This is a genomic window from Isosphaeraceae bacterium EP7, from assembly GCA_038400315.1.
Lineage (GTDB): Bacteria > Planctomycetota > Planctomycetia > Isosphaerales > Isosphaeraceae > EP7.
Window position 1 is genome coordinate 2,516,162 of sequence record CP151667.1, and the last position, 24,568, is coordinate 2,540,729.

14 protein-coding genes and 2 pseudogenes are annotated in these 24,568 nt (G+C 68.7%); 10 read left to right on the forward strand and 6 right to left on the reverse strand.

What is annotated here, in order from left to right; translation table 11 throughout:
- Window positions 1-11: 11 nt before the first annotated feature.
- Window positions 12-524: a transposase gene (locus EP7_RS09655; protein WP_463527636.1), complete on the forward strand. Its 513-nt coding sequence runs from the start codon at window positions 12-14 to the stop codon at window positions 522-524.
- Window positions 525-1,138: 614 nt separating this feature from the next.
- Here the strand turns inward: EP7_RS09655 and EP7_RS09660 are convergent.
- The 3 genes from EP7_RS09660 to EP7_RS09670 all read right to left on the reverse strand — a co-directional run bounded on the left by EP7_RS09660 (window position 1,139) and on the right by EP7_RS09670 (window position 4,261).
- A complete protein-coding gene (locus EP7_RS09660) occupies window positions 1,139-3,427 on the reverse strand; it encodes a serine/threonine-protein kinase (RefSeq protein ID WP_463528394.1) in 2,289 nt (762 codons plus the stop codon).
- 178 nt (window positions 3,428-3,605) lie between these two features.
- Window positions 3,606-3,854 (reverse strand): RNA polymerase sigma factor, encoded by a 249-nt coding sequence (locus EP7_RS09665; RefSeq protein WP_463527653.1) that lies wholly within the window; start codon window positions 3,852-3,854, stop codon window positions 3,606-3,608.
- On the reverse strand, window positions 3,830-4,261 hold the full coding sequence (locus tag EP7_RS09670; RefSeq protein WP_463527654.1) for an RNA polymerase sigma factor: 432 nt from the start codon (window positions 4,259-4,261) through the stop codon (window positions 3,830-3,832). The genes EP7_RS09665 and EP7_RS09670 overlap by 25 nt, the downstream gene beginning before the upstream one ends.
- 514 nt (window positions 4,262-4,775) lie before the next feature.
- Between EP7_RS09670 and EP7_RS09675 the strand changes: the two genes are divergently transcribed.
- Window positions 4,776-5,129, forward strand: coding sequence for an FG-GAP repeat protein (locus EP7_RS09675; RefSeq protein ID WP_463527656.1), 354 nt, complete (start codon window positions 4,776-4,778; stop codon window positions 5,127-5,129).
- Window positions 5,130-5,228: 99 nt separating this feature from the next.
- Here EP7_RS09675 and EP7_RS09680 read toward each other — a convergent pair whose 3' ends face one another.
- Window positions 5,229-5,390 carry a hypothetical protein gene (locus EP7_RS09680; protein ID WP_463527658.1) on the reverse strand — a complete coding sequence of 54 codons (162 nt, stop codon included), beginning with the start codon at window positions 5,388-5,390 and terminating at the stop codon, window positions 5,229-5,231.
- 40 nt (window positions 5,391-5,430) lie between these two features.
- Complete coding sequence (locus tag EP7_RS09685) at window positions 5,431-5,889, reverse strand: hypothetical protein (protein ID WP_463527659.1); 459 nt, start codon at window positions 5,887-5,889, stop codon at window positions 5,431-5,433.
- A 375-nt stretch (window positions 5,890-6,264) separates the two neighbouring features.
- Between EP7_RS09685 and EP7_RS09690 the strand changes: the two are divergent.
- The 8 genes and pseudogenes from EP7_RS09690 to EP7_RS09725 form a co-directional block, all read left to right on the forward strand.
- Window positions 6,265-6,358 (forward strand): annotated as a pseudogene (locus EP7_RS09690) (IS5/IS1182 family transposase); the annotation flags it as partial.
- A 5-nt stretch (window positions 6,359-6,363) separates the two neighbouring features.
- Window positions 6,364-6,747: a hypothetical protein gene (locus tag EP7_RS09695; RefSeq protein WP_463528395.1), complete on the forward strand. Its 384-nt coding sequence runs from the start codon at window positions 6,364-6,366 to the stop codon at window positions 6,745-6,747.
- 650 nt (window positions 6,748-7,397) lie between these two features.
- Window positions 7,398-7,988, forward strand: coding sequence for an ECF-type sigma factor (locus EP7_RS09700; protein WP_463527660.1), 591 nt, complete (start codon window positions 7,398-7,400; stop codon window positions 7,986-7,988).
- A gap of 107 nt (window positions 7,989-8,095) precedes the next feature.
- Window positions 8,096-9,232, forward strand: a complete 1,137-nt coding sequence (locus EP7_RS09705) for a protein kinase family protein (RefSeq protein ID WP_463527662.1) — start codon at window positions 8,096-8,098, stop codon at window positions 9,230-9,232.
- A complete protein-coding gene (locus EP7_RS09710; protein ID WP_463527663.1) occupies window positions 9,172-10,632 on the forward strand; it encodes a protein kinase domain-containing protein in 1,461 nt (486 codons plus the stop codon). Before EP7_RS09705 ends, EP7_RS09710 begins: the two co-directional genes overlap by 61 nt.
- Before the next feature lie 15 nt (window positions 10,633-10,647).
- A pseudogene (locus EP7_RS09715) lies at window positions 10,648-10,722 on the forward strand (WD40 repeat domain-containing protein); the annotation flags it as partial.
- Between the two features lie 30 nt (window positions 10,723-10,752).
- On the forward strand, window positions 10,753-11,952 hold the full coding sequence (locus tag EP7_RS09720; protein WP_463527664.1) for a WD40 repeat domain-containing protein: 1,200 nt from the start codon (window positions 10,753-10,755) through the stop codon (window positions 11,950-11,952).
- Between the two features lie 435 nt (window positions 11,953-12,387).
- Complete coding sequence (locus EP7_RS09725) at window positions 12,388-13,479, forward strand: DUF1559 domain-containing protein (RefSeq protein WP_463527665.1); 1,092 nt, start codon at window positions 12,388-12,390, stop codon at window positions 13,477-13,479.
- A 213-nt stretch (window positions 13,480-13,692) separates the two neighbouring features.
- Here EP7_RS09725 and EP7_RS09730 read toward each other — a convergent pair whose 3' ends face one another.
- Complete coding sequence (locus EP7_RS09730) at window positions 13,693-24,567, reverse strand: hypothetical protein (RefSeq protein ID WP_463527666.1); 10,875 nt, start codon at window positions 24,565-24,567, stop codon at window positions 13,693-13,695.
- Between the last annotated feature and the right edge of the window lies 1 nt (window position 24,568).

Below are 24,568 nucleotides of genomic sequence, written 5' to 3' on the forward strand. Positions count from 1 at the left end.
TCAACCCCACGGTGCGCCGGACCTGGGCCCCGGTGGGGCGGACGCCGGTGCTCACCGGGTTCGGCCGGCACCGCGACAAGGTCTCGACGATCGCCGCCATCAGCGTCGCCCCGGTCCGGCGGCGGGTGGGGCTCTACTGGCGGACCGACCCGGCGCATTCCATCGACGCGGCGGCAGTCGTGGCATTCCTGGGGGGCCTGCTGCGACACCTGCGGGGGCGGGTCATCGTGGTCTGGGATGGTGGGAGCAATCACAAGGGCCCGCTGATCCGGGCGTTCCTGTCCCGCTATCCTCGCCTGCATCAGGGGCGGCTGCCGGCCTACGCCCCGGACCTCAACCCGGTGGAGTTCATCTGGGGGCACCTGAAGCACGGCCTGATGGCCAACTTCGTGCCCACAGACGTGCACGACCTGGATCGAGTCATCAACGGCCATCTGGAGCGACTCGGTGGCCAGCCCGCGATGATCCGGTCGCTGTGGAGGGGATCGAAACTCCCCCTCCTCGGCAAGAACCTGGCCACCTGATTGTCAATAGGGGTCGAGGCGGTGCGGCGATTGCCGGCCTTTATTCTCTTGAGGGGTCGCGGGACCTGCCTGGGTCCCCGCTCGATGCCGCGCGTAGCCAGGGCCTCGGCGAGTTGGCGGCCGGTCCAGGGCCAGTGCGGCGGCGGGGGTAGAGGACCCCCGAGCCCCGCGAGATGAAGTCCTTGAGTAAGTCTCGGACGTTCTGGCCACAGTGGCCGAGATGAGCGGCGAGCCGGGGGGCCAACGACCCGGCATCGGCGAGGGTGAGCATCTCGGTGCGGTCGCAGCCCCTCGGCGGCAAGGCCTTCCGCCTCGGGTCGCGAAGTCGCCCGCGGGTAGCGTCGTCGAGGCGAATGCGGATCTTGCTGAAATCATAGGGAAACCACGTTCGGGTGGTTAGCGGCCTTCTCCTTCCTTCGAAGCCAGTTCAGGTTTGGCGACCGCGAGCAGCGTGCGTCATTCCCGTCAAAGATGATGATGGTGTTTGGATCCGTCCAGGCGCTGTTGGCGGCCCTCGAAGTTAAGTTGCCTGGACCTTGGTGGGAGGTCTGTTCCGGCCACGCCGTTCCCGATAATTCCTTGGGCCTTGCGGTGACCAACTGGAAAACTCGGTTTCAAGGTCGATCATCCCGAGGCGGGCCGACCTTTGTATCGGGCGGGGGGGCCCGCAAACCGTCGCGTAGGAACGAGAATTCTGGTCGCGCCGCGATTACCTTCTCGACTTCGCGCATGCCATCCTGGCGCATCGTTTCGGCCATCTCCACTCGCCCCTCCAAGTGATGAAGCGTTGCGAGTTCGCCTCGCAGGGTGAAGGCCCAGGTCAGGTAGTCGGACCGATACGGATACGCCCGTAGCAGCCGTTCTGCCGTCGCGAACGCCTCTTCGAGTAAGTGCAGAGCTTCGGCATAACGTCCTACCTCACGCAGCAACACCCCCAAGGAGCCCTGAAGGCTCAGATGTTCGATCGGATAGTGCGTCTGGTCGGGCCCGTCCCGAACGAGAATTTCGTGGGCCCGTATCGCCTCGCGCAAGGCGGCCTCCTCGTCTCCTTTTCGTCCGGCGCGTCGTGCGATCGCGGCGAGCTCACTCCACGCGCGATAGACGTTGGCCAGATACATTGGCTTCGCCGGGAAGGCCTCGACGAGGCGTTTGGCAATCGCGAGGCACGAGCGAGCATGGCGCGTGGCGTCCTCGGGCCGGCCCCGGACAAGGAGGATGTTCGAGAGGATGAAATTCTGGAAGGCCACCGCGTCCTCCCAGTCGGGGTTCTCCGGATTATCCTTCGCCAACACCTCGATCACTTGAAGCGACTCCCGGGCGTCGGCCTCGGCATGATGCAGCTTGTCGCTCATCGGCGAAAAGATTCCCGCGCGTCTGCTCAGGGACCTGAAGAGATCGTATCGATACGATGCCTTTGTAGGATGGTCGCGAACGAGGGGCCGGAGTAGCTCGATCGAACGATCGAGGTAGCGCAGGGTTTCCTTCATCGTCCCCGATTCGCGGCCCGAGAAGGACTGGGCGAAATGGAAACTGGCGAGTGCCGCGCGGTACCGAAACTCTGGGTCGCGCCCGGCCTCGGGGATTCGCCCGATCGCCTGCTCGTAGAACCGCTGCATCCGGCCGTAGTAGCCGTGCAGACGATCCGAACCCAAGGGCACGGCTTCGGTCAAGTCCTCGGCTGCGAGGGTCGTGTCGCGGAAAAGGTCCCGTAGCGTCACAAGGCTGACCTCAGCCCGCCGACGCTGGGCAGCCTCACGGCGATTCGCGACCGCCAGGAAACCGATCATCGTCAGCAAGACCAAGGAGATCGTCGAGGCCCATAGGCTTAGTACCTTCCGATTACGCATCGCCCATTTACTTGCGCGATCGCCCACCGATGCCCGTCGGGCATGAATCGACTCTTGACGCAAGTAACGGCCGAGATCCTCGGCCAGTTCGTCCGCCGTGGCGTACCGATCCGAGACCTCCGGCTCCATCGCCTTGAGGACGATCGTCTCCAGGTCGCGGGGCACTGACGGATTCAGGCGACGCGGGGGAGGACTCGATTGCCCGGAGAGTGGGTCAGAGATCTGGAGCGGCCGATGCAAAGTCAGGAGTTCGTAAAGTGTCACTCCCAGCGAATAGAGATCGGTGCGGTGGTCGATGGGGAGCATCAGGGGAGAGGACTGCTCGGGGCTCATGTAGCCTGGTGTACCGCACGCAATGCCGTTCACCCGGGTCGCGTCCTGATCTTTCAGGATGGCCAGCCCGAAGTCGGTGAGCCAGAGGTGGCCACCCGGATCAAGCAGCAGGTTGGCCGGCTTCACGTCTCCGTGGGTCACACCATTGGCATGGGCATGGCTCAGAGCCATCGCGGCTTGCATGCCGAGCCTCGCCACCGCGTCTAGATAGGGACGACCGAGATGGATGGGGTTTCCCGTTTGATCGGGTGCGATCCGGACGGAGGGCCTGGAGCCGGAACCGAATTCGTCGCGGCCGAGACGTGCGACCAGCTCAGCCACCGAAGTCAGCTGGGACGACGCATCGTCTGAGACCTCAGCCCCTTGGCCTTTCGTCCGGTGTCGCAAGTCCCGGATGATTTCAGCCAGGCTGTGGCCTGTGATGAATTTCATCGCGTAATAGGGCGTCGGCCCCGAGATTTCGATGCCAAAGACGGGCACGATGTTGCCGTGATCGAGCATCGAGGCCGCCGTCGCCTCGCGAAGGAATCGGTTCCGGCATCGTTCGTCGAGGGCGGCCTGGGGCGGCAAGAATTTCAGGGCGACCCGGCGGTTGAACGATTTCTGGCGAGCCTCGTAGACGATGCCCATCCCACCCCGGCCAACCGGCCGGAGCTCCTCGAACTCCTCGCGCAGAGGAGGTGGAGACGGCAGTGGAAGCGGGTCGTCCTCGCCCTTCCGCATCGTTGCTGCGAGTTCCGCGAGCAACAACGTCGCGGGGAGAGAGTCCTCCAGGAATCCCGCGTATTCCGGGTAGTCGCGGTGCAACGTCGCTTCGTCGAGGAATTCGCCCCCGCGACATCGCTCGACGAGCTCCTGGAACACGTCGAGGAAACGCGAATCGACCTCGCCCTGGTCGTCGTTAGGATCGCTTGAGGAGCGGGGGGGTGGAGACATGGCACCAATCGGCGTGAGATCTCTTGAGTTCGGAGGCCAGGCGATTCGTGGCGCGGAGCAGCCTTGCACTCACCGCGTTCGAGGCGATGCCGAGGATGTGGGCCACCTCGTCGCGGCGGAAGGCCTCGAAGAAGAAGAGCGTCAGGACTTCGCGGTCGATCTCACCCAGGCGGGATAACGAGTCGCGCACTAGCACGCTCGCTTCGTGATGCATGAGCTTGTGGCTTGGCCGGCTCCCCGGTCGATGATGGCCCCGAGAACGGCCATTGCGACGCCATCACCCCAGGCGTGATCCTTGCCGACGCTTCGCCTCTGGGCGACCAGGTGGTCGCGTCGGGCGCGTGCGATCCGCGAGATGAGCCGCTGCCGGAGCCACTGGGCAAACGAGACCGCGTCGCGGTCGCGGAAGTAGTCGTCGAGTTGCGTGTACGCGTCGGCGAAGGCCTCCTGCACCAGGTCGGCGGGGTCGAAGCGGGCCGCGAGGCGGGGATCGAGGCGGATCTTCGCGACACGCAGCAACATATCCTCGTGATCGCGGACCAGGTGGCCCCACCCGCTCCTGTCCCCTCGGCGGCTCCGCTCCAGGATCTCCAGGGTCACCGGATTGTCGAGGAGATCCATCGCGGGGTCCCCCTTGGGTCGCTCCCGATGATCGGCGTCGGGAGGTGACGGACGTTCGCGGGCTTCGGTAGTCGTCTCATCGGTCGGGCAACATCCTATCGAGGCCCCCCCTCGCTCGCCAGGCTCTCTGTGGCGATGAGGTGGATAGATCGAGTCCAAGCGACCCTCACGCCTGAGCAACATCGAGAAATATTCGACGCTTGAGATTTTTCTCGTCACGTCCCTGATTGTTCTGTTCGGAGACGTGGTAGAGGGGGCCGATCCCGGCCTCGCGAACCGCTGCACCACGACTGCGTGTCGATCGGCTCGCCAACAGCCACGAGACGCTCAACAAAGCACCCTGCAACCGGGACTGAACCGTGTCTTTGGCGACCTTACACCGCCGTCGGTCCCCTCACGGGCCGGACACGAAGAGGTTTCGAAAGGTCCTTCCGCCATGAGTCACTCCCCGCGCGAATTTCAGTCGCGACGCGATCGGTTCACACGCAGGCGAGCGGTGGGCGATCGTCACCGGTTGCGTCATCTCACCCTGGAACCGCTCGAGCTTCGAACGCTCCTGGACGCCGATCCCTACGGCCTGTTTCCTGGCGAACAATACCTCGTGGGCGGCTCGCCCAATTCCGTCGCGGTCGGAGACTTCGACGGCGACGGCCATGCGAACCTGGTGGCGGCAAATACCGGTGGTAAAGGCGTCTCGGCAGAGGCCGTTCCTATCCGGTTTAACGCAACTTCTCTTGTCCTCACCGCTTGCGTACGATGTCAACACCTGAGGAGGCTTCACATGGCCCGCAAACGCATCGTCTTTGTCCAGCGGCGCGGGGTTGACCGCGTTGCTTTTGGGCGGCACAACCACTTCCACACCTATTGACCCTCAGGTTGCCAGGTTCTTGTCGATGAAGGACAGTTTCGATCCGGCCCAGAGCGACCGGATCATCCCCGGGTTCCCGCAAATCCCGTCCAGATGGGACTAAACGACCTGATCGAGGTCGTGAACATCCCTCGGGACGAAGTTCGCCATCAGGCCATGCTTCAAGTCGCTCCAGATCATCTCCATGGGGTTGTAGTCCGGGGCGTAGGCGAGCAGTCGCTCCAGGTGCAGCCTCGGATACCACTCGAGGAACTCCCGCACCTTCGCCCCTCGTGATTGCGGCCCCCATCCCAGGCCACGATCACCTTGCCCCGCAGGTGTCGCAGCAGGCCCCCCAGGAATGCCACGACCGCCGCTGTGTTGATGTCGTGATCCGGGTCGGTCCGCCAGTACAGGCCCAGGCGTCGCCGCATCGGGGCGACGCTGATGGCCGCGATCGTCGAGACCTTGTCGCAATGCCGGCCGAACCCGGTGAGCACCGGCGTCCGGCCCTGTGGCGCCAGGTCCGGCGGACCGTCGGGTTGATGAAGAAGCCGCTCTCGTCGATCAGGACGACGTAGGCGCCTTCCTTCCAGGGTTTTTTGAGCCGCGGCCAGTCCTCGACCGCCCAGCGGGGGATGGCCGGGTTGTCGCGCTCGAAGGCCGCCACCTCGAGCTTCTGAGGCGACTGGCCGCGCGCGGTCAGCCACGCGGCCAGGTCGTTGAAGTTGAAGCGGACGCCGTACCGCTTGGCAATGGCCTCGGCCAGGCGCCGCGTCATCCGGAGGTCTGTCTTGTCGCCGAAGGCACGGGGGCTGCCGGCCAGCCAGGCGAGGACCGCCGCCTACTGACGGCGAGACAGCTTGGACTTGGGCCCCGGGTGGGGCTTGCCCGCCAGGCCACCGTCGCCGGAGGCGCGATAGGCGGCCATCGACTTGCCGACGGCCTTGAGCGAGACGCCCAGGAACTCGGCGACATCCTTCTGATTCCAGCCCTCATTGACGCGGGTGACGGCCAGTCAGCGCCGGGCTTCCAGTTCGGCGTCGGATCCCCCGGCTTTCACCCCGGGATGCGACAAGCGATACGCCTCACGCGGCAAGAACCCGGCAAACTGAAGGTCAATGATCACCATGTAGTTTTGCCGCTCTAAATCAGAGCCGGCAAGCCGGAGGACCACGCCCTGGGCCGGTCTCGCGGCGGCTCCGGCACCAAGTTCCACCTCGTCAGCGACGCCCTGGGCGTGCCGCTGGCTGCGGTGATCACGCCGGGCCAGCGGCACGAGGCGACGCAGTTCGAGCGGGTTATGGGCGAGGTGCGGCTGCGTGACCAACGGGGCCGGATGCGCTCCCGCCACGTCGCCCAGGCCGGCGACAAGGCCCACAGCTACCCGAGGATCCGCCGATGGCGGGCGCGGCATGGCGTCCGCGCGGTGATCCCGCGCCGGTCGGCTCAGCGGCGAGGCGACCGCCGCGAGCGGTTCGACGTCGAGGCGTACCGCCGACGGTCGGTGGTGGAGCAGTTCGTCGGCTGGCTGGTCCGGTCGCTCCTCGTTGCTCCGAGGGACAACGAGGGCTACCTGGGATCGGTTCGGGACGCGGTGCCCGGTTCGCGGATCCAGGGGGAACGGCTCGTCATATGAGCGTGAGAAGGACGTGGCCGGCAGTCCGCGGAGAGCACGGCTACAGACCAGCACTATGAAGCCGCTTCATCTGCTCAGAAACGCGTACTCCCCGGAGACCAACGCTCGGGATTCGCCTCATCGGACCTCCCCGGAACGAGCAACCTCAAGCGGAGCCGGAGGGGGGCAGGAGGACCGGCTGCCATGACGCCGACTTCGGTCCCGCAGTTTTACGACCCCAGGCCGTTTCCCGATCTCAGTATTCTCAGGGGACCATGTGTCCGGGGGGACCAAGGACGTTGAGGACAGAGAGAACCGCGGCTCCAGGCCGTCGGTGGCCGGCCGGGAGGCGCGACGGGCGGGGGCGGGGATTTCGTTCGGATTCTCGCGTCACGAGGTGATCCATCAGTCCCATAAGTTGCCTCCTGTAGTCCGATCCAATCGGCTCTCCGGGGGCGGTCCCGGTGGCCTGTCCACCGGTTTCCAGCCCCGTCAAGTTCCTCTCACCTGGTTGACCTGGTTGATGCGAGATCCTCGCAGGAGACCCGTGCGGTCCGTCGGAGAAGTTTTCGAGCCCGATGCCGGCAAATTCCTCATTGAATTACCAAATATTAATGTGCTATATAATCGAATATAATTTTATTGTTAAATGGTAAATGGACAATGTCCTCGTGACATGCGACGGCTCAATCACCCTATGCCTCGAGGCCCTGAAGCGCGGCGACCGCGATGCCGCGGAGCTGCTCTGGGCCCGCTACTCGCGCCGCCTGGCCGGCCTGGCCCGCACGCGACTTCGCGCCGCTGACCGCCGCGTTTCCGACGAGGAGGACGTGGCCCTGGCCGCGTTCGACAGCGTCTGCCGGCGTGCTGAGCAGGGCCGCTTCCCCCGGCTCGACGACCGCGACGACCTCTGGCGCCTGCTGGTCGTCGTCACCGTCCGCAAGGCCATGGCCCAGGCCGGCCACGAGCGTCGGCCCCGGCGTGGCGGCGGGGAGGTCCGGCTACTCTCGGAGCTCGACGGCGCCGAGGTCGAGCGGGTCCTGGGAACGGAGCCGACGCCCGAGCTGGCGGCCCAGGCTGCCGAGCAGTGCCATCGCCTGCTCGGCAGCCTGGGCGACGAGTCGCTGCGGCGGGTGGCACTGCGGAAGCTGGAGTGCTACACCAATGCCGAGGTCGCCGCCGAACTGGGCTGCGTCGAGGCGACCGTCGAGCGCAAGCTGAACCGCATCCGCGGCCTGTGGGCCTCCGAGATGGAGGGCTGACGGGGCACATTTTTTAACATGCGAATGATCGCCCCGATGGCGCGCGGGGTTGCCGGCCACTTCGAGCATGAACCGAGGGTGGGTGCCATATTCGGAAGGGGGACGGAATGGTCGGGCGGGCTCCGGATGACGATGGAGACAGGCCGCCGGCAGTTGCGGCGCGGATCGACGAGTTGTGCGACCGGTTCGAGTCGGACTGGCAGGCCGGCCGCCGGCCGAGGATTGAGGAGTACCTGGAGGCCGAGTCGAGTCCGTGGCGGCCTGAGTCGCTGCGCCAGTTGCTGGCGGTCGAGCTGGCCTATCGCCGTAGGGGCTGCGATCGGCCGACGCAGGCCGAGTACCGCGGGCGGTTCCCGGGCCATGAGACGGAGATCGAGGCCATCTTCGGCGGGGCGTCGCCGAACCCTGACCGCGGGCACGACTCCCCGCCTCCTTTCCCGGGCCGGACGGGCGAAGCCGACCGCAATCTGCTGTTCGACATCCTGGCATTGCAGATGGACTTCATCGCTCGCGATTCCCTCATCGCCGCGATGCACTCCTGGGCCCTCGCCAAGCACCTGTCCCTGGCCGAGATCCTGGTCGAGCAGGGGGCCCTGTCCTCCGCCCGACGCGCTCTGCTGGATCCCCTGGTCCAGGAGCACCTGGCTCAGCACGGCGGCGACCCGCAGCGCAGCCTCGCGTCGCTCGGCTCGGTGGGCCCGATCCGGAGCGAACTGGATCGGATCGGCGATACGGACGTCCACGCCTCGCTGGCCGGCCTGGGGAGGAGCAGGCCCGGGGACGGAGACCTCGATGCCACTCGCTCCTACGCCGTCGGCGTGCCGACCTCCGCAGGCACGCGCTTCCGCATCCTGCGCCCTTACGCAAAGGGGGGGATCGGCCAGGTCCCGGTGGCGCTGGACGAGGAGTTGCACCGCGAGGTGGCGCTGAAGGAAATCCAGGATCGGCTGGCCCACGACCCCGACAGCCGCGTCCGATTCGAGGTCGAGGCCGAGATCACCGGCGGGCTGGAGCACCCGGGGATCGTCCCGGTCTACGGCCTGGGCCGCTACGACGACGGGCGGCCGTTCTACGCCATGCGGTTCATCCGGGGCGACAGCCTCAGGGACGCCATAAGTCCGAGGGCCCCGACCGCGACGCCGGTGAGCGGGCCGTCTCCTTCCGAACACTGCTGGGCCGGTTCGTGGACGTCTGTAATGAGATCGCTTGCGCGCACAGCCGGGGGGTTCTGCACCGCGACCTGAAACCGGGCAACGTCATGCTGGGCCAGTACGGCGAGACGCTCGTGGTCGACTGGGGTCTGGCCAAGGTCATCGGCCGGGGTAGCGAGGACACCGGATCCGAGCCGACGCTCCGGCCGGAGGCGGCCAGCGGCAGCGGCGAGACGCTCCCGGGCACGGCGTTGGGAACGCCGGCCTACATGAGCCCGGAGCAGGCGGAAGGTCGGTTCGACCGCCTGGGCCCGAGGAGCGACGTCTACAGCCTGGGGGCAACGCTCTACTGCCTCCTGACCGGCCGGGCCCCGTTCCAGGACGAGGACGTGGGGGCCGTGTTGCGGAGGGTGCGACGGGGAGACTTCGCATCACCGCGCCGGGTCAACGCAGCGGTGCCGCGGCCGCTTGAGGCCGTCTGCCTGAAGGCGATGACCCTGGAGCCGGCGGCGCGATATGCGTCGGCGAAGGAATTGGCCGAGGACATCGAACACTGGCTGGCGGACGAACCGGTATCGGCCTACCGCGAGACGGCCTCGGAGGGATTGCTGCGGCAGTGGCGGCGCAACCCGAGGGCGGTGGCGCTGGGGGCGGCCCTGGTGATGGTGATGGCCGTCGGCGGGGTTGCGGGGATCGCGCTGTGGCAGCGGGCCGAGCAGCAACGCCGCTACGGCCAACGGCTGGAGGTGGCCTACCGGGACGAGCAGGCCGCCAAGCACGACGCCGTGACGAATCTCTACTTCAATCGTATCGCCTTGGCCGACCGCGAGTGGCTGGCCGGGAATGTTCGGAATGCCGAGAGGCTCCTCGAGGAATGCCCTCGCTCGCTCCGTGGCTGGGAATGGGACCACCTCAAGCAGCTCTGTCACGCTGAACTGGTGGACTTCCGCGGTCATGACGACGAGGTCTGGGGCGTCTCGTACAGCCGGGACGGGGGACTCATTGCATCGGCCGGGAGAGACGGGACCGTCCGGATCTGGGACTCGATCGGGGTCCGAGATCCCACATCCTTCCGGCACCGCGGCCCGGTCTGGGCGGTGGCATTCAGCCCCGATGCCCGGCGGGTGGTGACCGCGTCCGGGATGCGGAGTGATGCCGGCGCGGTGACGATCTGGGATGTCGCGACGGGCCGGGAGATCCATTCCCTCGGGGGGCGGACGGGCAGTTTGGCCCGCGTCACCTTCAGCCCCGACGGCTCGCGGGTCGCCGCCAGTAGTGGTCTCGCTGGACGGAACGAGGTGGTCATCTGGGACGCGGCCACCGGCAGGGAGGTCCAGGTATTCCGCGAACACGACGCTCCGGTGAGCTGCGTGGCTTATCGCCCCGACGGTCGTCTCATCACTTCAGCCACGGGCAGCAACGATGATTTCGACCCGGGGAAGAAGCCCGGCGAGGTGAAACTTTGGGAGGTGGAGACAGGCCGCGTGGTGTAGTGCCTCCGCGGTCACACCGCCCCGGTCCTCCAAGTTGAGTTCAGCCCCGACGGGCTCCTCCTCGCCTCATCCGGAAGAGACGGCACCGTCCGCCTGTGGGACACGACCACGGGCGGCCAGTTGCGCGTCCTGCACGGCCAGGCGGATTCCATCGAGGACGTCGCCTTCAGCCTCGACGGAAAGCGGATCGCCTCGGCCGGAGCCGACGGGACGGTCAAAGTCTGGGACACGGCCGAGGGCCGCGAGTTGCTCACCTTCCGCGGGCATACAGGAACGGTCTCCGGTGTGGCGTTCAGCCCCGACGGCCGGCGCATCGCCACGTCCAGCTACGACGCCACGGTACGCGTCTGGGATGCGACCTCTCCCCAGGAGGCCCGCATCATCGGCGACCGGAGCGACCATGTCGCCTCGGTCAACTTCAGTCCGGACGGCCGCCGCATCGCCAGCGGCGGGGGCCACATCGTCCGCGTCTGGGAGGCCACCACTGGCCGCGGCCTGTTCACCCCTGCACACGGGGTGCCAATCTGGAGCGTCGCCTTCAGCCCCGACGGACGACACCTCGCCGCCGCCGGTGGCGACTGGGGGCAGGCCGACCAAGCCGGCATGGTGACGATCTGGGATTCGACGGACGGTGGAAAGGTGAAGGAGCTCCGCGCACACGCCGGCATCTCCTGGAGCGTCGTCTTCAGCCCTGATGGCCTTCTCCTCGCCTCCGGCGGCGGAGAGATCCGATCGAAAGACGAGGTGGTGTTCTGGGAGGTCGCGACGTGGCGTGAGGTGCCTCCCCGCCTCGCCCACCCGGGGGGGATCGGCTGCATTGCGTTCAGCCCCGACAGTCGTCTGCTGGCCTCCGGAGGCGGGGATCCGACGGTGCGGCTCTGGGACGTCGCGACCCACCGGGAAGTGCAGGCGCTGCTCGGCCATACCGGTAGCGTCTGGTGCGTGGCATTCAGCCGCCCCGACGGCCGTATGCTGGCCTCTGCGGGCCGGGACCAGACGGTGCGGCTCTGGGATGTTCCTTCCGGCAGGCCCCGCCCACAACCGCTCCAGGGTCACGCGCAGTTGATCCGGGGCGTGGCATTCAGCCCCGACGGCACGCGACTGGCCTCGGCCAGCCTGGATCACACGATCAAGCTTTGGGATCCGACGAGCGGCCTGGAGGCCCTGACCCTTCGAGGCCACTCCGGCGGCGTCTACGCCATGTCGTTCAGCAGCCCCGACGGCCAGCACCTGGCGTCGGCCAGCGACGACAAAACGGTCCGGATTTGGGATGCCCTCCCGAAGTCGGCGCCCTCGAAGGCGGTACCTATCCCCCGCTGACCCTTACGAAGTATGTTCGCCGGCCGACTTGTCCGAGAAAGGGCCTCACATGAGTCGATTGGCATCGCCGCCAAGGACGCTTCGATCTGTCTCGGCCTGGTTTATCGCCGGCGGTGTACTGACACTTCTTGCGGGGTGCTCCGATGGAACGGAGCCGAACCGAGCAGATCGCGCCGCGGTCGCGCCATCCATCGGTGGACCAGTCGGGGTGCCCTCACCCACGAAGAAGGCCTCCGGTAGCAGCAAGAGGGCTGAGGCGAGGGAATTTAAAGACCGCCTCCCGGCAAATAATCGACCCCGGTAGGACCCGGCTCGGGATAGTCCCACGGGCACCGGATGTCGAGAAAACCTCCCCGAGGCTCGCCGTCAAGCTTTCGCACCTCAATCCACCATCCGTCGGACACGGGCACGGTCTTCCCTCGGGAGTCCCCTACGATGGCGATTCGGACGCATCAAACTTCGCGAGTCGGATTCACGCTGATCGAGCTGCTCGTCGTAATCTCGCTCATCGGCGTCCTCGTCGCGCTCTTATTGCCGGCGGTGCAGTCGGCGCGCGAGGCGGCCCGGCGCGGTCATTGCATCAACAACCTGAAGCAAATCGCCCTGGCCACCTTAAATTACGAGAACGCCAACAAGGCATTCCCGATGGGCATCCATCGTCAGCTCGACCCGAACTCCATGATCTATTGGACCTCGGGCAGTTGCCTGGTGCCGCTCATGCAGTTCTTGGAGCAGGTCCCGGTGTTTAACGCCGTGAACTTCGACGTCAACATGTTCAACGCGCCGAACACCACAATTTCGGCGATCGGCATAAAAACCCTGTGGTGCCCCAGCGACCCGACGATCCAGAGCCTCCATACCTTCCCGGCGTCCGACGGTGCGGCGCTCGACCCCGTTGACTTGCCGGTGCGCTTCTCCAGCTACAGCGCGAATGCGGGGACGTGGTTCCAGGGCCCAAGGCCCGAGCATATGTCAACGTTCCAGCCACGAATGGCGAACGCGAACGGAGTCATCTACAACTCCGGTTATCCCGCGAACGTCGGCCCGGGCTATCCCTGCGTCGGTCTCAACGCCATCACGGACGGCACCAGCAACACGCTGATGTTCAGCGAGCGGGCCCACGGCAAGCTCGGCCCGGACGACCATCGAGGCTGGCATTGGTGGACCTCGGGCAACTACGGCGATACGATGTTCTGCACGTTCTTCCCGCCCAATCCTCCGAAGGGCCTGGACAAATACGACGACGGCTGGCGCACCTCCCTCGTTTGTGGTAGCGGCCCCCATGTCGCCTCCGCGTCGAGCTACCACCCCGGCGGGGTCAATGCCGCCTTCTGCGACGGTTCGGTCCGCTTCCTCAAGGACACGATCGACTTATGGAAGAACGCCCCGGGTCCCGGCATGCCGTCGGGCGTGACGCGCACCTCGGATACCCACGTCTATGTCATCGCGCAGGGCACGAGAGTGGGAGTCTACCAGGCCCTCTCCACCCGTAGCGGCGGCGAGGTGATCAACGACGCCGCCATCTAATCTGCCCGGACGCCGCCGAGCCTCCTTCCGACCGTCCTCGACTCTGGATCCGGGCCGGACTTGGGTGGACGGCACCCCCCCGATCAGGGCAGCGGATCCTGCGGAGGCATACGCTTAGTCAAGGGGGGCGAGTCAGGGACCGCCAGGACTCTTGAAGCCATTTATCGAACACTCAATATCGAATACTCACCTTCTCAGAGCGGTCGCGGCCGTTCAGAGAGCTGAACGCTGGACCGGGAAGGCTTGGGCGGCCAAGACTTGGCCGTTCACGAAGGATTTCACCAGGGCGAGCCCGACCAGGAGGGCCGAGTCCGGGAGCGCCGGAAGGGGTACGTCTACGGTTTCCTGATCGCGCAGCTCGTAGGCGAACTGTGGTATGAGACCGCTGACCACCCGGGGCCGACCGGTCCCGCCGGCGGCGTCGCCTAAGAAAATCGTCCGCTGCAATATCTCCCGCCGCATCGCGTCAATCCTGTCGATCAGTACGACCGCCGCGAGCTTCGGTGCGACGGCCGAGTAAGGGATCGGGTTCACCGTCTTGAACGGCGAGGGCTCGAGCATCCGGGCCTCGACGACGAAGGTCTCGCCGTTATGCTCCAGGATCCCGCTCCAGGCGAACCATGCCTTGTTCGCTGCGCCCCAGTTCAAATCGACCCGGGTCGGGTCGGCCCCGGACTCAATGGCGAAGGTCCACACGCGGACACCCTGTCCCCCCGCCTCGTCGTCGGGGTGGAACACCTGAGCGAGCGAAGTACGGTGGAGGCGCGTCGGGAAACCCTTGCTGTCGTGGATGAGCTGCGGGGTGAACGTGACGTCCTGTTCTTGGACCGCGTTGTCGGCGGTGTACTTGAGCCTGACGGTGACCGGGTCGAACGGGCGGTTCAGCTTCGTGGCGAAGAAGATCTCGGGCGGTGCGTACGCCTCGAGGCCAGCGTCGAAGACCTGGAGCGTACCGTCGGGGCTCGGCCGCGACGCAGCAAGGTTGAGTCCCCTGACGAGCCCGACCGGGACGACCCGCCCATACCCTGCGTCGGTCGGAGAGGCGGGCCGGAGTGTCCGCAAGGGTCGCTCCGACTCGACATCCCAGAGGGTCGTCTGGAAGGCATCCGCTGAGCCACGGCCCGAGTTCTGAACGACGACGAGCAGCAGGCCCGCGTCGGTAACGATGGCGGCGAGGTGGACCGGGGGAACCGGCTGATTGAGCCGCTTGCGAGTGAGGCCCGTCGCCAACTCGACGCCGACGAGTTCCGTGGCCTCGGCAACCGCAAAGATCAGCGATTCCTCACGTGTCGGCTCCGCTCGCCAGGCGCCGACGGCGAACGTCTCCGGGTCGGCCCCTGGGAGCGGCAGCCCGAACGTTCGACTGTCGGTGTCCTGCGACGGGTCGAGCTCCCACGCGACGGTGCGGGCGGTCCGACCCGCCCCAATGATCGTCGCGAACACGGCGCGTTGGTGGGAGGCCCCCGCCTCGGTCACTCGCTGGAGGGTGACGGCCCGCGCCAGTCGCATGCCCTCGCCATCGCCGTCGACCTCACGATCTAGGGTGGCGTCGATCCGGGTGCCGTCCTCGGCAGGTTCGGAGCGGAGCCACACGCGGAGTCGTGTCTTCCCGGCCGCGTCGTCAAAGACGAGCGCGGCGATTGCGACGACGTCGAGTTCCACCTCGACGTCGGAGGCGTTCTTGACGATGGCCTTCAGCGAGACCGTGGCGAGGTCGCGCACCTCGCCCGCGGGGAGGACCAGGGGTATGGCGGGGTCTTGGCCCGCGATCGGGATCAGAAAGAGGCCGACATCAGTGCCGTCGGTCGTGCAGAGCAGGTGCGCCCGGCGGTCGCGCAGCGTCAACACGCCGCGGAGAGGGCCGCCGCCCGGGTGGGTCAGTTCGCGGAGCGGGGCCTGGGGAGTGGCCATCGCCCAGACCTTCAGCTTGGTCTCGGAGGCGGCGAGCACGAGCCCCCCCAGGTCGGTCGACAGCGCGTCGAGTGTGGCGACCTCCTCCTCCAAGGCCGGTGCGTCGGGCCGGGGTGGACTGGTGGCCGTCTGGCCAACCTCGAAGAACTGGGCGTCATTGCCGCTGAGGGCCCGCACGGTTGTAGCGGCCTGCCGCCCATCGTAGATGGGGAGCCTCGCCTCGCGGGAGTCCAGCTCGAGAAGGTCTTCATTGATCCGGAGGAAGATCCGGGCGAACGGCAATTCGGTCGTGGTGAACCGGACCTCGACCCGGCCGGGGGGGGGTGGGTTCCCTGCAAGGACCTGCTCGATCAATGCCGCGGGCGGCGCGGCCAGGGGGCAAGGGAGCCGTCCGAGGGTTTCGACCCAGGCGGTCGTGAGACGGTCGGCCTGGAGTCCCCGGATCGCATAACGCGTCGCCGACTCAATCACCAGGTCGGCGCCTGGCGGCGGGGTCGTCTGCATCGGCTCACGTTGGGCAAAGACGGTCAAGGCTCCTGCGGCCGGCGGGTCGATCGACGGCGCGGCGGGGGCCGTGAGTGGCGCGACGCGGTGGTGCATCATCGCCCCAGGCTTGTCGGGGCCGAGCCGGAGCCCGAATCCTCGCGGGTGGAACCAGGCCGAGCCGTCGTCCATCGCGGCGGAAACGCCGTCCGTGCCCTGGAGACCGAACTCCCCTGACGCCGGCACGAGGGCGGGCATCGGGAGGTGGTGGAAGGCGGTCTGCTCGCCGACAAACACCGCTCGACGCGACGGGTCGCGGTGGTCGGGACGGCGCGGGCCGTCGACCTCTCGCGGGTCGACGAACCTGAGCCGGCGCCAGGCGGTCCGATCGAAGTCGAGGGCCGGCTCGCTCACGGGCAGGGAGGGAATGTACTCCTCGTCAATCTGCGTCTGCCGCAGGGCGACGCCCGGGGCCAGTGCGCGGAAGTCGGGGCGGGCCACGTCGTGCGCCACCCGCTCGACGGGCGCCGCGGCCGGCAACTCGTCGCGTGGTTCGCGCACGACGATCCGGTACGTGGCGGGCTGTCCGCCGCGGAGCACACGGTGCACGATGACCCCAGACGCCAGCACACCTTCGAGTTCCGCGAGGATCCGGGACTCGGCCAGGAGCGGCCCCATCATCGACTCGCCGGTCACAGATTCGAGGCAGGTGAGCAGGCCGGAGCCATCGACGTGGTCCGCGAACGGCCGGGCCAACAGGAACAGGTTCTCGGTGCGCGGAAGCGGACCGGCCTCGGACGCGAGGTTACCGGTCGATGACGACGACAATGACGTCGAGGGGGGTGCGAGCACCTGAGTCTGCCGCACAAGCCGGTACACCCGCGACTCTCGCAGCACCGGCGCGATCAACCAGCGTGACGCGCGGGCCGGGCTGGGGGTCGGCTGCCAATTACCCCGGTCGTCGTCCTGGGTCAAAAGCTCGCCGGTCGTGGACCGGTAGCGGAGCCGCCGGGCCAGGGCGCGGCGGTGCACCAGCGTGGCGACCGACTCCGGGTGGGTTTCCAGCGGCCGCACCGCGTCGTCGTCGAGGCAGGTGTCCACGGGGACCTGCTCCGAGCGGACCGCCTTCGCCAGAATGCCCTGCGTGGTGAATGCAAAGCGGACGAAGAAGTCGCTCAGATCGGCGTCACCGCGACGAGTGCTCACGACGTCGAGTTCCGTGAGAAGGCCGTCGGGACGAGGCAAGGCGAGGTTGCCCGGCGGGGGCACAACGGGAAATCGTTCGAATGGTGACACGCGGTACGTCCCTGTGACGATCTCGATCTTGCCGGTCGCCCCGGGCGCCGGCCAGGTGAGATCGACCACGAGCGGCCCCTGGATCTCCAGCGGATAGAGGCTCGGCGTCGCCTGGTGCACCCACTCCACGACGGCGTGAACGAGCAATCGACGCGGGGCTCCCGCCGCCACGCTCGGTCCGGCGATCACGACCTCCCCGAGATGCAATTCCAGGCGCGACCAACGGGGGTGGGTTGCCACGATCCGCCCGCCCACGATCGTCGTGCCTGCCGGGCCGGCGTTCGCTGCCCGAGGTGCCAGGGGCGTGGCCGAGAGCCGGACCACCTCGGCGATCGCATCGGCGCGCCCGGGGGCCCCGGTCGACGCGGCGAGCGTCAGAGCGAACGGGACCCGAACAACCTCCTCGGCGAGCAGCGTGCCGACTAGCCGTGCGCCGTCGAGCCAGAGGGCGACCACCGAAGCCGCCTCGGGCACGCCCGCCGCGACCGGGCCCGCGAGGAACCCGTGAACACCACGGTAGTACGAGCCCGGGACCAACCGACGGCGGGGCTCGCCGGCCGCCTCGCGGATCCAGACGTCCACGCGGGCGGCCTCCAACTGGGCCAGCGTGGCCGTGAGCTCGCGCCCAACATGGCCCGCGCCGGGTGCAAGTAGGGCGACCAGGGCGTGGAGCCGGACCCGCCGGACGCTGTCCAGCGCCCAGACGCCAGTAAGCGTCCAAGGGGTGGGGCCGCGGTCGCCGGCGGTGAAGACCCGAGGCAACGCCGGATCGCGCGAACCGGCGATCGGGCCGGGGACGTCGGTCGCTCCACCCAATTGCCAGCGTAGGCGAGGCAGCCGTCCGCTCGGCGGCAGGTTCCAAACGTCGACCGGCCCCCGATCGGGGGCCAGCGCCAAGTGGAGCCCGTCCGGCGTCCGAACCGCGGCAAACCGGACCAGGCCGGCGGTGGCCCGGATCGCCTGCCGACGCGTGGCCGACTCGGGTCCAAGGTCCCACACTTCGACACGGTCATTCCCGGACGATCCGTCGTGCAGCCCGACCAAGGCCACAACGCCCCGACCGTCATTGGCCAGGGCTGCGCTTGTGACCGACGCGGGACCGGTCGGCAGTGTGACGGCAGACGCGGTAGGGAACGGCTCCAGGACGGTCGGCGTCCAGACGCGCACGTCGGAGGCGGCGACCAGAAGCCGCGGGTTGTCGGCCGGGTCGTTGGAAAACGCAGCGAGCGCTAGGACGTCGGCCGGCTCGTCATGGACGATTGCGGTGACCGGGAGCCCGCTCACGACGTCCCAGGCCTCGATCCGGCGGCCGGCCGCCGTGACCATCCAGGTTGCCCCTTCGACCCTTACCAGGCACGCGGCGGCCCCTGTGGACGCCAGGTCAACGAGAAGCCGCGTCGCCCCGCAGCGGAGGTCGACCACGACCGCGTGCGGCTGGCCGGCGAGTGCCACCGCGGCATGAGGCGCACGGACCGTGAGCCCCGCGAGTCCTCCTGCTGGCAGCGTAGGTTCGGCGTCCGTCACGTCAATCGTCGTGACGGTCTGGCCATCGCGGAGGCGGGCGACGGTGATCTCGCGCCGGCCATCGTCGCCTGCGTGCGGGCCAAGGGCGACGGCCGGCTCTCGGCCGACCTTGAGGTAGGTCGCGGCCGACCGCTCGTCGCCGGCGGGAACGTGATTGAGGTCGATCTGCGTCCAGGTTCTCCAGGTTCCGTCGGTGCGAGTGCGGTGCCAGACGCGGACGGAGGGGGCGGCCCCTGGACTTGCGACGGAGAGCCAGTGATTGCCTGAGTCGGTGGCAAAGAAGGCGACCGCGGCGACCTGGCCGGGGACATCGCCCACGGGCACCGGCGTGCCCGTCGCGGTGACGAGCGAGAGCTTGCCATTGGCACGCACAACGGCGAACGCGGGGAGGTCGCCGTCGCGGGCCACGGCCAGAGCCGTGATCGCGGAGTCGGAGCTGAACGTGGCCGTGGGAAGATCCTCGCGACCCCCGCCAGCCGGGAACCGCCAGCGGGACAGCGTCGGGCCCACCGCGGCCGCGAGGTGAACGTCGGCGCCAACCAGCCCACACGCGACCGTCGCGAACGGCTCGGCCCCGCCCGTCTGGGTCAGCTCCGCGATTGTGGCGAGCCCCGAGGAACCACCCTGAAGAACCACAACACGGGGGCGGAGCGCATCCGCCGCCGCCAGGAACCAGGCCGGGCCGCCAACTCCCGGAGCCGGACAAGCCGCCAGGCGGACGACGGCCGACTCCAGCGGCAGTGCCTCCGCCAGCGAGCGGCCGGTTAGCGCGTCCCAGACCGTCACGCCGCCGCCCGCGTCGCCAGTGACCGCCACGCCGTCGAACCCGGCGACCGCCGTGACCGGTTCGAGGGGGCGGATCGCCGAGGGCTCATCCCGATCGAACGGGCGGACATCGCGTGCCGGTCGGCCTGGCGGGATCTCGGCCCCGTGCCCGGCGTCCCAGACCCGCAGGCCGATGTCGGTCGCCAGGAGGACGGCGGGCACGTCGATGACGCCGCCGTCCACGGAAGCGGCGGGGGCAGACAGTGCCGCTCGCGACCACGGTTGGCCCGAGACCAGGTCGAGCCAGAGCAGCGCCGGCCCCTCGGTGGCCACCACCAGCGCCTCCGGGAAGCCGTCGACGGTGGCGATCGCCGTAGCGTGGCGGGCGTCGGTCCAGGCAGTGTCTGGCGCGATCGCCACAATGTCCGGGCCGAGTCTGGAGGTGTCAGCGTCAGGCTCGTGGATCATCTCGAACCCGAATCCGCGGACACCCGCCTCCAGCGAGCGATTGCCGAACGACGTGAGCAAGGGGGTTAGCCCGCTGAGCGGGAAGTTCCCGCCGAGGACCCCGGCGCGGCTGGCCGCAACGTCCACCGTGAGGGTGATTCGTGCCGACCGGGTGTTCTGGTCGCGCTGGGTCTCGCACCATCCGAGCCTGCCCGCAAGCCGCGTGAACCGCCCGTCCAGGGCCCCCGCGCCGGGGGCCTGCGCCTGGGCCGGTACCCGCCAGAGGACCGCACCCTGGGCGGACGACAGGCCAGCGACGCGAAGCCGACCAAGTCGATTGTCACGCGACAGAGTCAGAATCGCCGTGGCGGCGTCGGTCGCCCCGGGCGGCAGCCGGGTCTCGTCACGCAGGACGGACGGGCCGTCGGGCTCGCCAGCCGCGCCCAGCGGGTTGAGCAGCGACACGCGGAGCCGAACCTCCTGGAACATGCCGAAGTCGTCACCGCTGGCCGTGGACGCGAAGCGGAACGACTCAATCCCCGCAACGTGGACCGGTAGGCCGCCGAGGCGAGGGTAGTTGTCCAGCGACGCAACCTCACCCGCGACCTGAGACGAGGCGCCAAAGGTGCCGACCGGCCCGACGTGGTACGGGAAGCGGAGTGGGGGTCGCTCGTCGCCCAGGTCGTCGGCGGGGGCCAGGGCCAAGGGAGTCCACATCCCAAGCGCGTCGCGCGTAAGGTGGAGTTGCCGGCAGACGAGGCGGATCTCGGTGCGATCGTCTTCGAGGTTCCCCTCGGCGATGAGCAGCCCCGCGTCGGGCTCATCGGGTGTCGGCGCCAGGTCGAACACGATCGCCGAACCGAAGGCCCCCGGCGCCGAATCCGGGTCGGTGCGAGGCCGGTGCGGCTGTGCCGGGAAGGCAAGCGGCTGGACGAGCACGCCAGGCGCGGGCCTCCAGCCCGCGGTTGTCGCACGGACGACCCCGAGGCCGTCCAGCCATTCCTGGTCCGACCAGAGTTCTGCACGGACCAGGCCCGCGTCGGCGTCGATCACGCGGAGTGAGCCGTCGCGGCCGCCAGCCAAGAGGTGGGCGCGGGCCGGCCCCTCGGGACTAGCCGCCAGGGGAGTGTGCTCGAGCCAGGCGAGCGCGGTCGGCCATATCGTGTGGACACGGAGCGGCGTCCGGCCGGTCGGCGGCATCGACCCGACGCCGATGCGGGGGCGAAGGTACCACGTCGCCACCCGACCAGCCGCGTCGGCCAGCGTGAGCAGGCCGGCCACCTCCCGCCCGTCAGCCCGGAGCGGTGAGGGATGGCCTCCAGCCGCAGCCGCCTGCGGCCCGAGCGCGACCCGCCGCAAATCGCCGAGCACGCCGGACGCAGGAACAAGGCTGTCGGTGACCTTGAGGACACCTCCCTCAACGCGATGGACGTCACACCGCGTGCCGTCGGCGACGATCACGGCGAGGTAGAGCCGCGGCACGACGATCGCTGCACCTCCCCGGTCCTCGTCCCCGCTCTCAACTTCGCCCTCCCCCTCGAAGGGGGGCACGATCTCCGCGATCTCGTGGACCGCGACGGCCCGAGCGCCCCCGGACGGCGTGGCGTCGAAATCGACGGGGGCGAACGTCAGGAGGCTTCCGGACTGCCTGGCGAGCAGGACCAGGGGCGGTCCACCGGCGCCCGGGGCGACGGCCAGGGCGAGCCCGTCGGCGGTCGACCGGAGCGAGATCGACACAGAGGCAATGGTGCCGAGCCCCGCCACGGTCTCGGCGCGCGGGTTCGTGCTGTCGAGCGGCTTGTCCGGATCCCACGACCACACATGCGTCGCATGCGCGTCGGAGCTTACAATCACGGCGAGCCCGTTCAGGAACCCGAGGCCAGCCACCTGGCAGGGGTGGGCCGGCAGGATCACCGGGATCGCCTCGGGGTCGGAATCAACGTCGGTCAGCCGCCACGCCCCGAGCCGCCCTCCTGCGTCGATCGCCAAGGCGAGGTGAGGGTAGCCGGCCCCGCCCACGGCCACGGCCAGGACAGCCGCCGGCGGCGAGGCTCCAGGGATCGCGAGCGAGGCGCGGAGCCGTCCCGTCCGGGGATCGATCAAGCGTACCCGTCCAGAGCCGTTCGCAGCCAGCAGAGGCGGGCTCGCCGGGGTCGCGCCGGGGCCGCCCAACGCAGCGGCGGTCAGCTCGTCGGCCTCGAACAGCAAGGGCACGGCGCTCTGCCTCGCTCGCTGTCGACCGTCGGTTGGGGCCGTCCTCGGTGGGGGCTCGGCGACCTCGACGCGTGGCCTGCGGCCCCCGTCCACGTCGGCCCAGCCCCGCCAGCGCACGTCGAAGGTGAGCCAGGGCAGGTCCTCGCCGAGGACGGGGACCCTGTCCCCCGGGATCGCCTGGAGCCGCTGGGTGGAGCCCGCCAGCCGGACGGCCGGCAGGCGGTCGAGCGGCGCCGAGCCGGGGGCCGTCGGCGTTTCCAGCCAGGCCCGCGGCCCGGGTGTTGCGTTCCCGCCGGGAGCCACGATCGCGGCACCTGGGAGCCAGCCGGTGACCGGAGCCGCCGCGGCCTCGATGCCGGGCAGGATTGTCACGGCCACGCTGTACGCGTCGCGAACGGCCTCCAGGAAGTCCCGCCGGCTGGCGGCGATCGCCACCGGCCGGCCGTCGACGGACCGATCCATGCTCGCCGCCGCGAACTCGCCGTGCTCGAGCACGAGGTTGCGGTGGTGCAGGGTGCGCCGGGTGGGCGCGGCTCCACCGATGTCGAGCCCGTCACGACACACGACCCAGGGCGCCAGGGCGAAGGCGAAGTAGACGGAGGACTCGACCGGGTCGACGGCAACCGAGCCGGACACGGCCTCCAGCCGTCCCGGGTGGTCGTCTGTGGCGCCCGCAAGCCGGAACGGCCGACGTAGGGTCCAGGTGGTCAGGCCGTGGCTGACGTCGCGCTCGACGATTACCCGGCGCGTGCGGTCGTCGATCCGCTGGCCGAGGTTTCCCGAAGCGGCCGAGAGCGGGTCGATCCCGGCCACCAGGCCGTAGGGAAGGAACGCGACGACGGCATCACGCTCGGCGGTCAGCCCGAAACGCACGGGAGCCCCAGGCGTGATGGTCGCCGTCAATTTCGGACGCGACGTCCGTCCCTCCGACTTGTGGCTGGTGAACACCAGCCTCGTCGTCGCGAGAGTCCCGGACGTCCCCCGCCCATCCAGCTCGAGCCGGCGCGAGTTCGGTGGCTGGCGTGGTGCGGGAAGCGCTCCGGGGTAGACGTGAACGGGCACGGACTCCGCGGTCACAACCGCGTCGAAGACGCTGAGCAGCACGCCGAAGCGTGCCCCATCGGTCACTGTCAGCTCGACCCGTCGCCCGGTCGGCACCGCGCCGGCGTGGTCTCTCGCGACGTGCTCAAACCTCAGTCGCCAGCCGTCAGGGCCGAGTTCTGGCGGGAGGCCGAGGGGGCCGTCAAGCGAGGCCACCACCATCGACGGCGGTGCAGCCTCGTCCGGCTCGGGCAGCTCGTAGCGGACCCAACCCGGCATCTCGGCACCGGCGACCACGGGCACCGGTGCCACGGCCGCGAACTGCCACAGGTAACCGGACTGGAGCCGCGTGGAGGTCGACCCGACCCCTTCGAGCGTGGGGAGCCGCGCCTCCGCGACGGACCACCCCGAGCCTGTACGCTCCCAGCGAATCTGGGCGACCGGTTCGCCCGAGTCGGCCCCGTCCGCGTCGGTGCCAATCCCTTCGGCCGGGTCGTCGTGCAGAACGATCTGGTTCTGGACGGTGGTCACCACGCGGGGCGACCAGCGAGTCGTCGCCGGGTCGTCGCGGAAGAGGAGGTCGAAGTCGGGCCGGGCGAATCGGCGGATCGGGGTCGCCGGGATGGGCCAGGCTCGCGAGACCTCGTAGAAGACCTGGGCCGACGATGGATCGGCCCCGAGCCGAGGGGCCACCGCCACGGCCCGCCGCGGCAGGGTGTCCAGGACGGCCTGGACTCGTGTGCGGAGCTGCGTGAGAAGCTCAGCGGGGGTTTGTGTCGGGGTGGCGAGCCGGCGGCAAGACGACTGTTCCCACAGCCGGAGGTCGGCAGTCTCCTGCCTGAGGTCCAGCCGCAGACGAGGCTGGGCCGTGCCCCGGTTGACGACGACCTCGATCTCGGTCGATTCGCCGCCGAACCACAGCGCGGCCACGTCGTTGACTCGGTCGGGCCAGATCGAGGCACGCCAAACGGCGAGGTCGGTGCCGGGGTCGAGCGGGGCGAACAACCGGCTGTGAAAGATGAACCCGCGGTCGGTCCACAGCTTGAACACACCCGACTGAATGCGAAATCGGAAGCCCGGGTGGCCCTGAACCCACGCCGCCTCGAGGGTCCCGGTCGCGCTGAGGTTCAGGTCGAGAGAGTTGATGTTGTCCTCGAGGTACGACACGACGAGACCGACCGTGGCGCCGAACGCGGTGATGGTAGGGACCGGGACGGGGCCGCTGAAGACCCGGTTCCAGCGAACGATCCTGTCCCACTGCATCACGAGCGTCGCCCATTTGGGCTCGCTGGCGTCCCCCTCGACCTGGCTGGCCAGCCAGTCATCGGCGACGATCAGCGTGAACACCATCGGGTCACCGGTCGGGAGCGAGCCGGACACGACTTCGAGCAAGACGGGGTTTGCCATG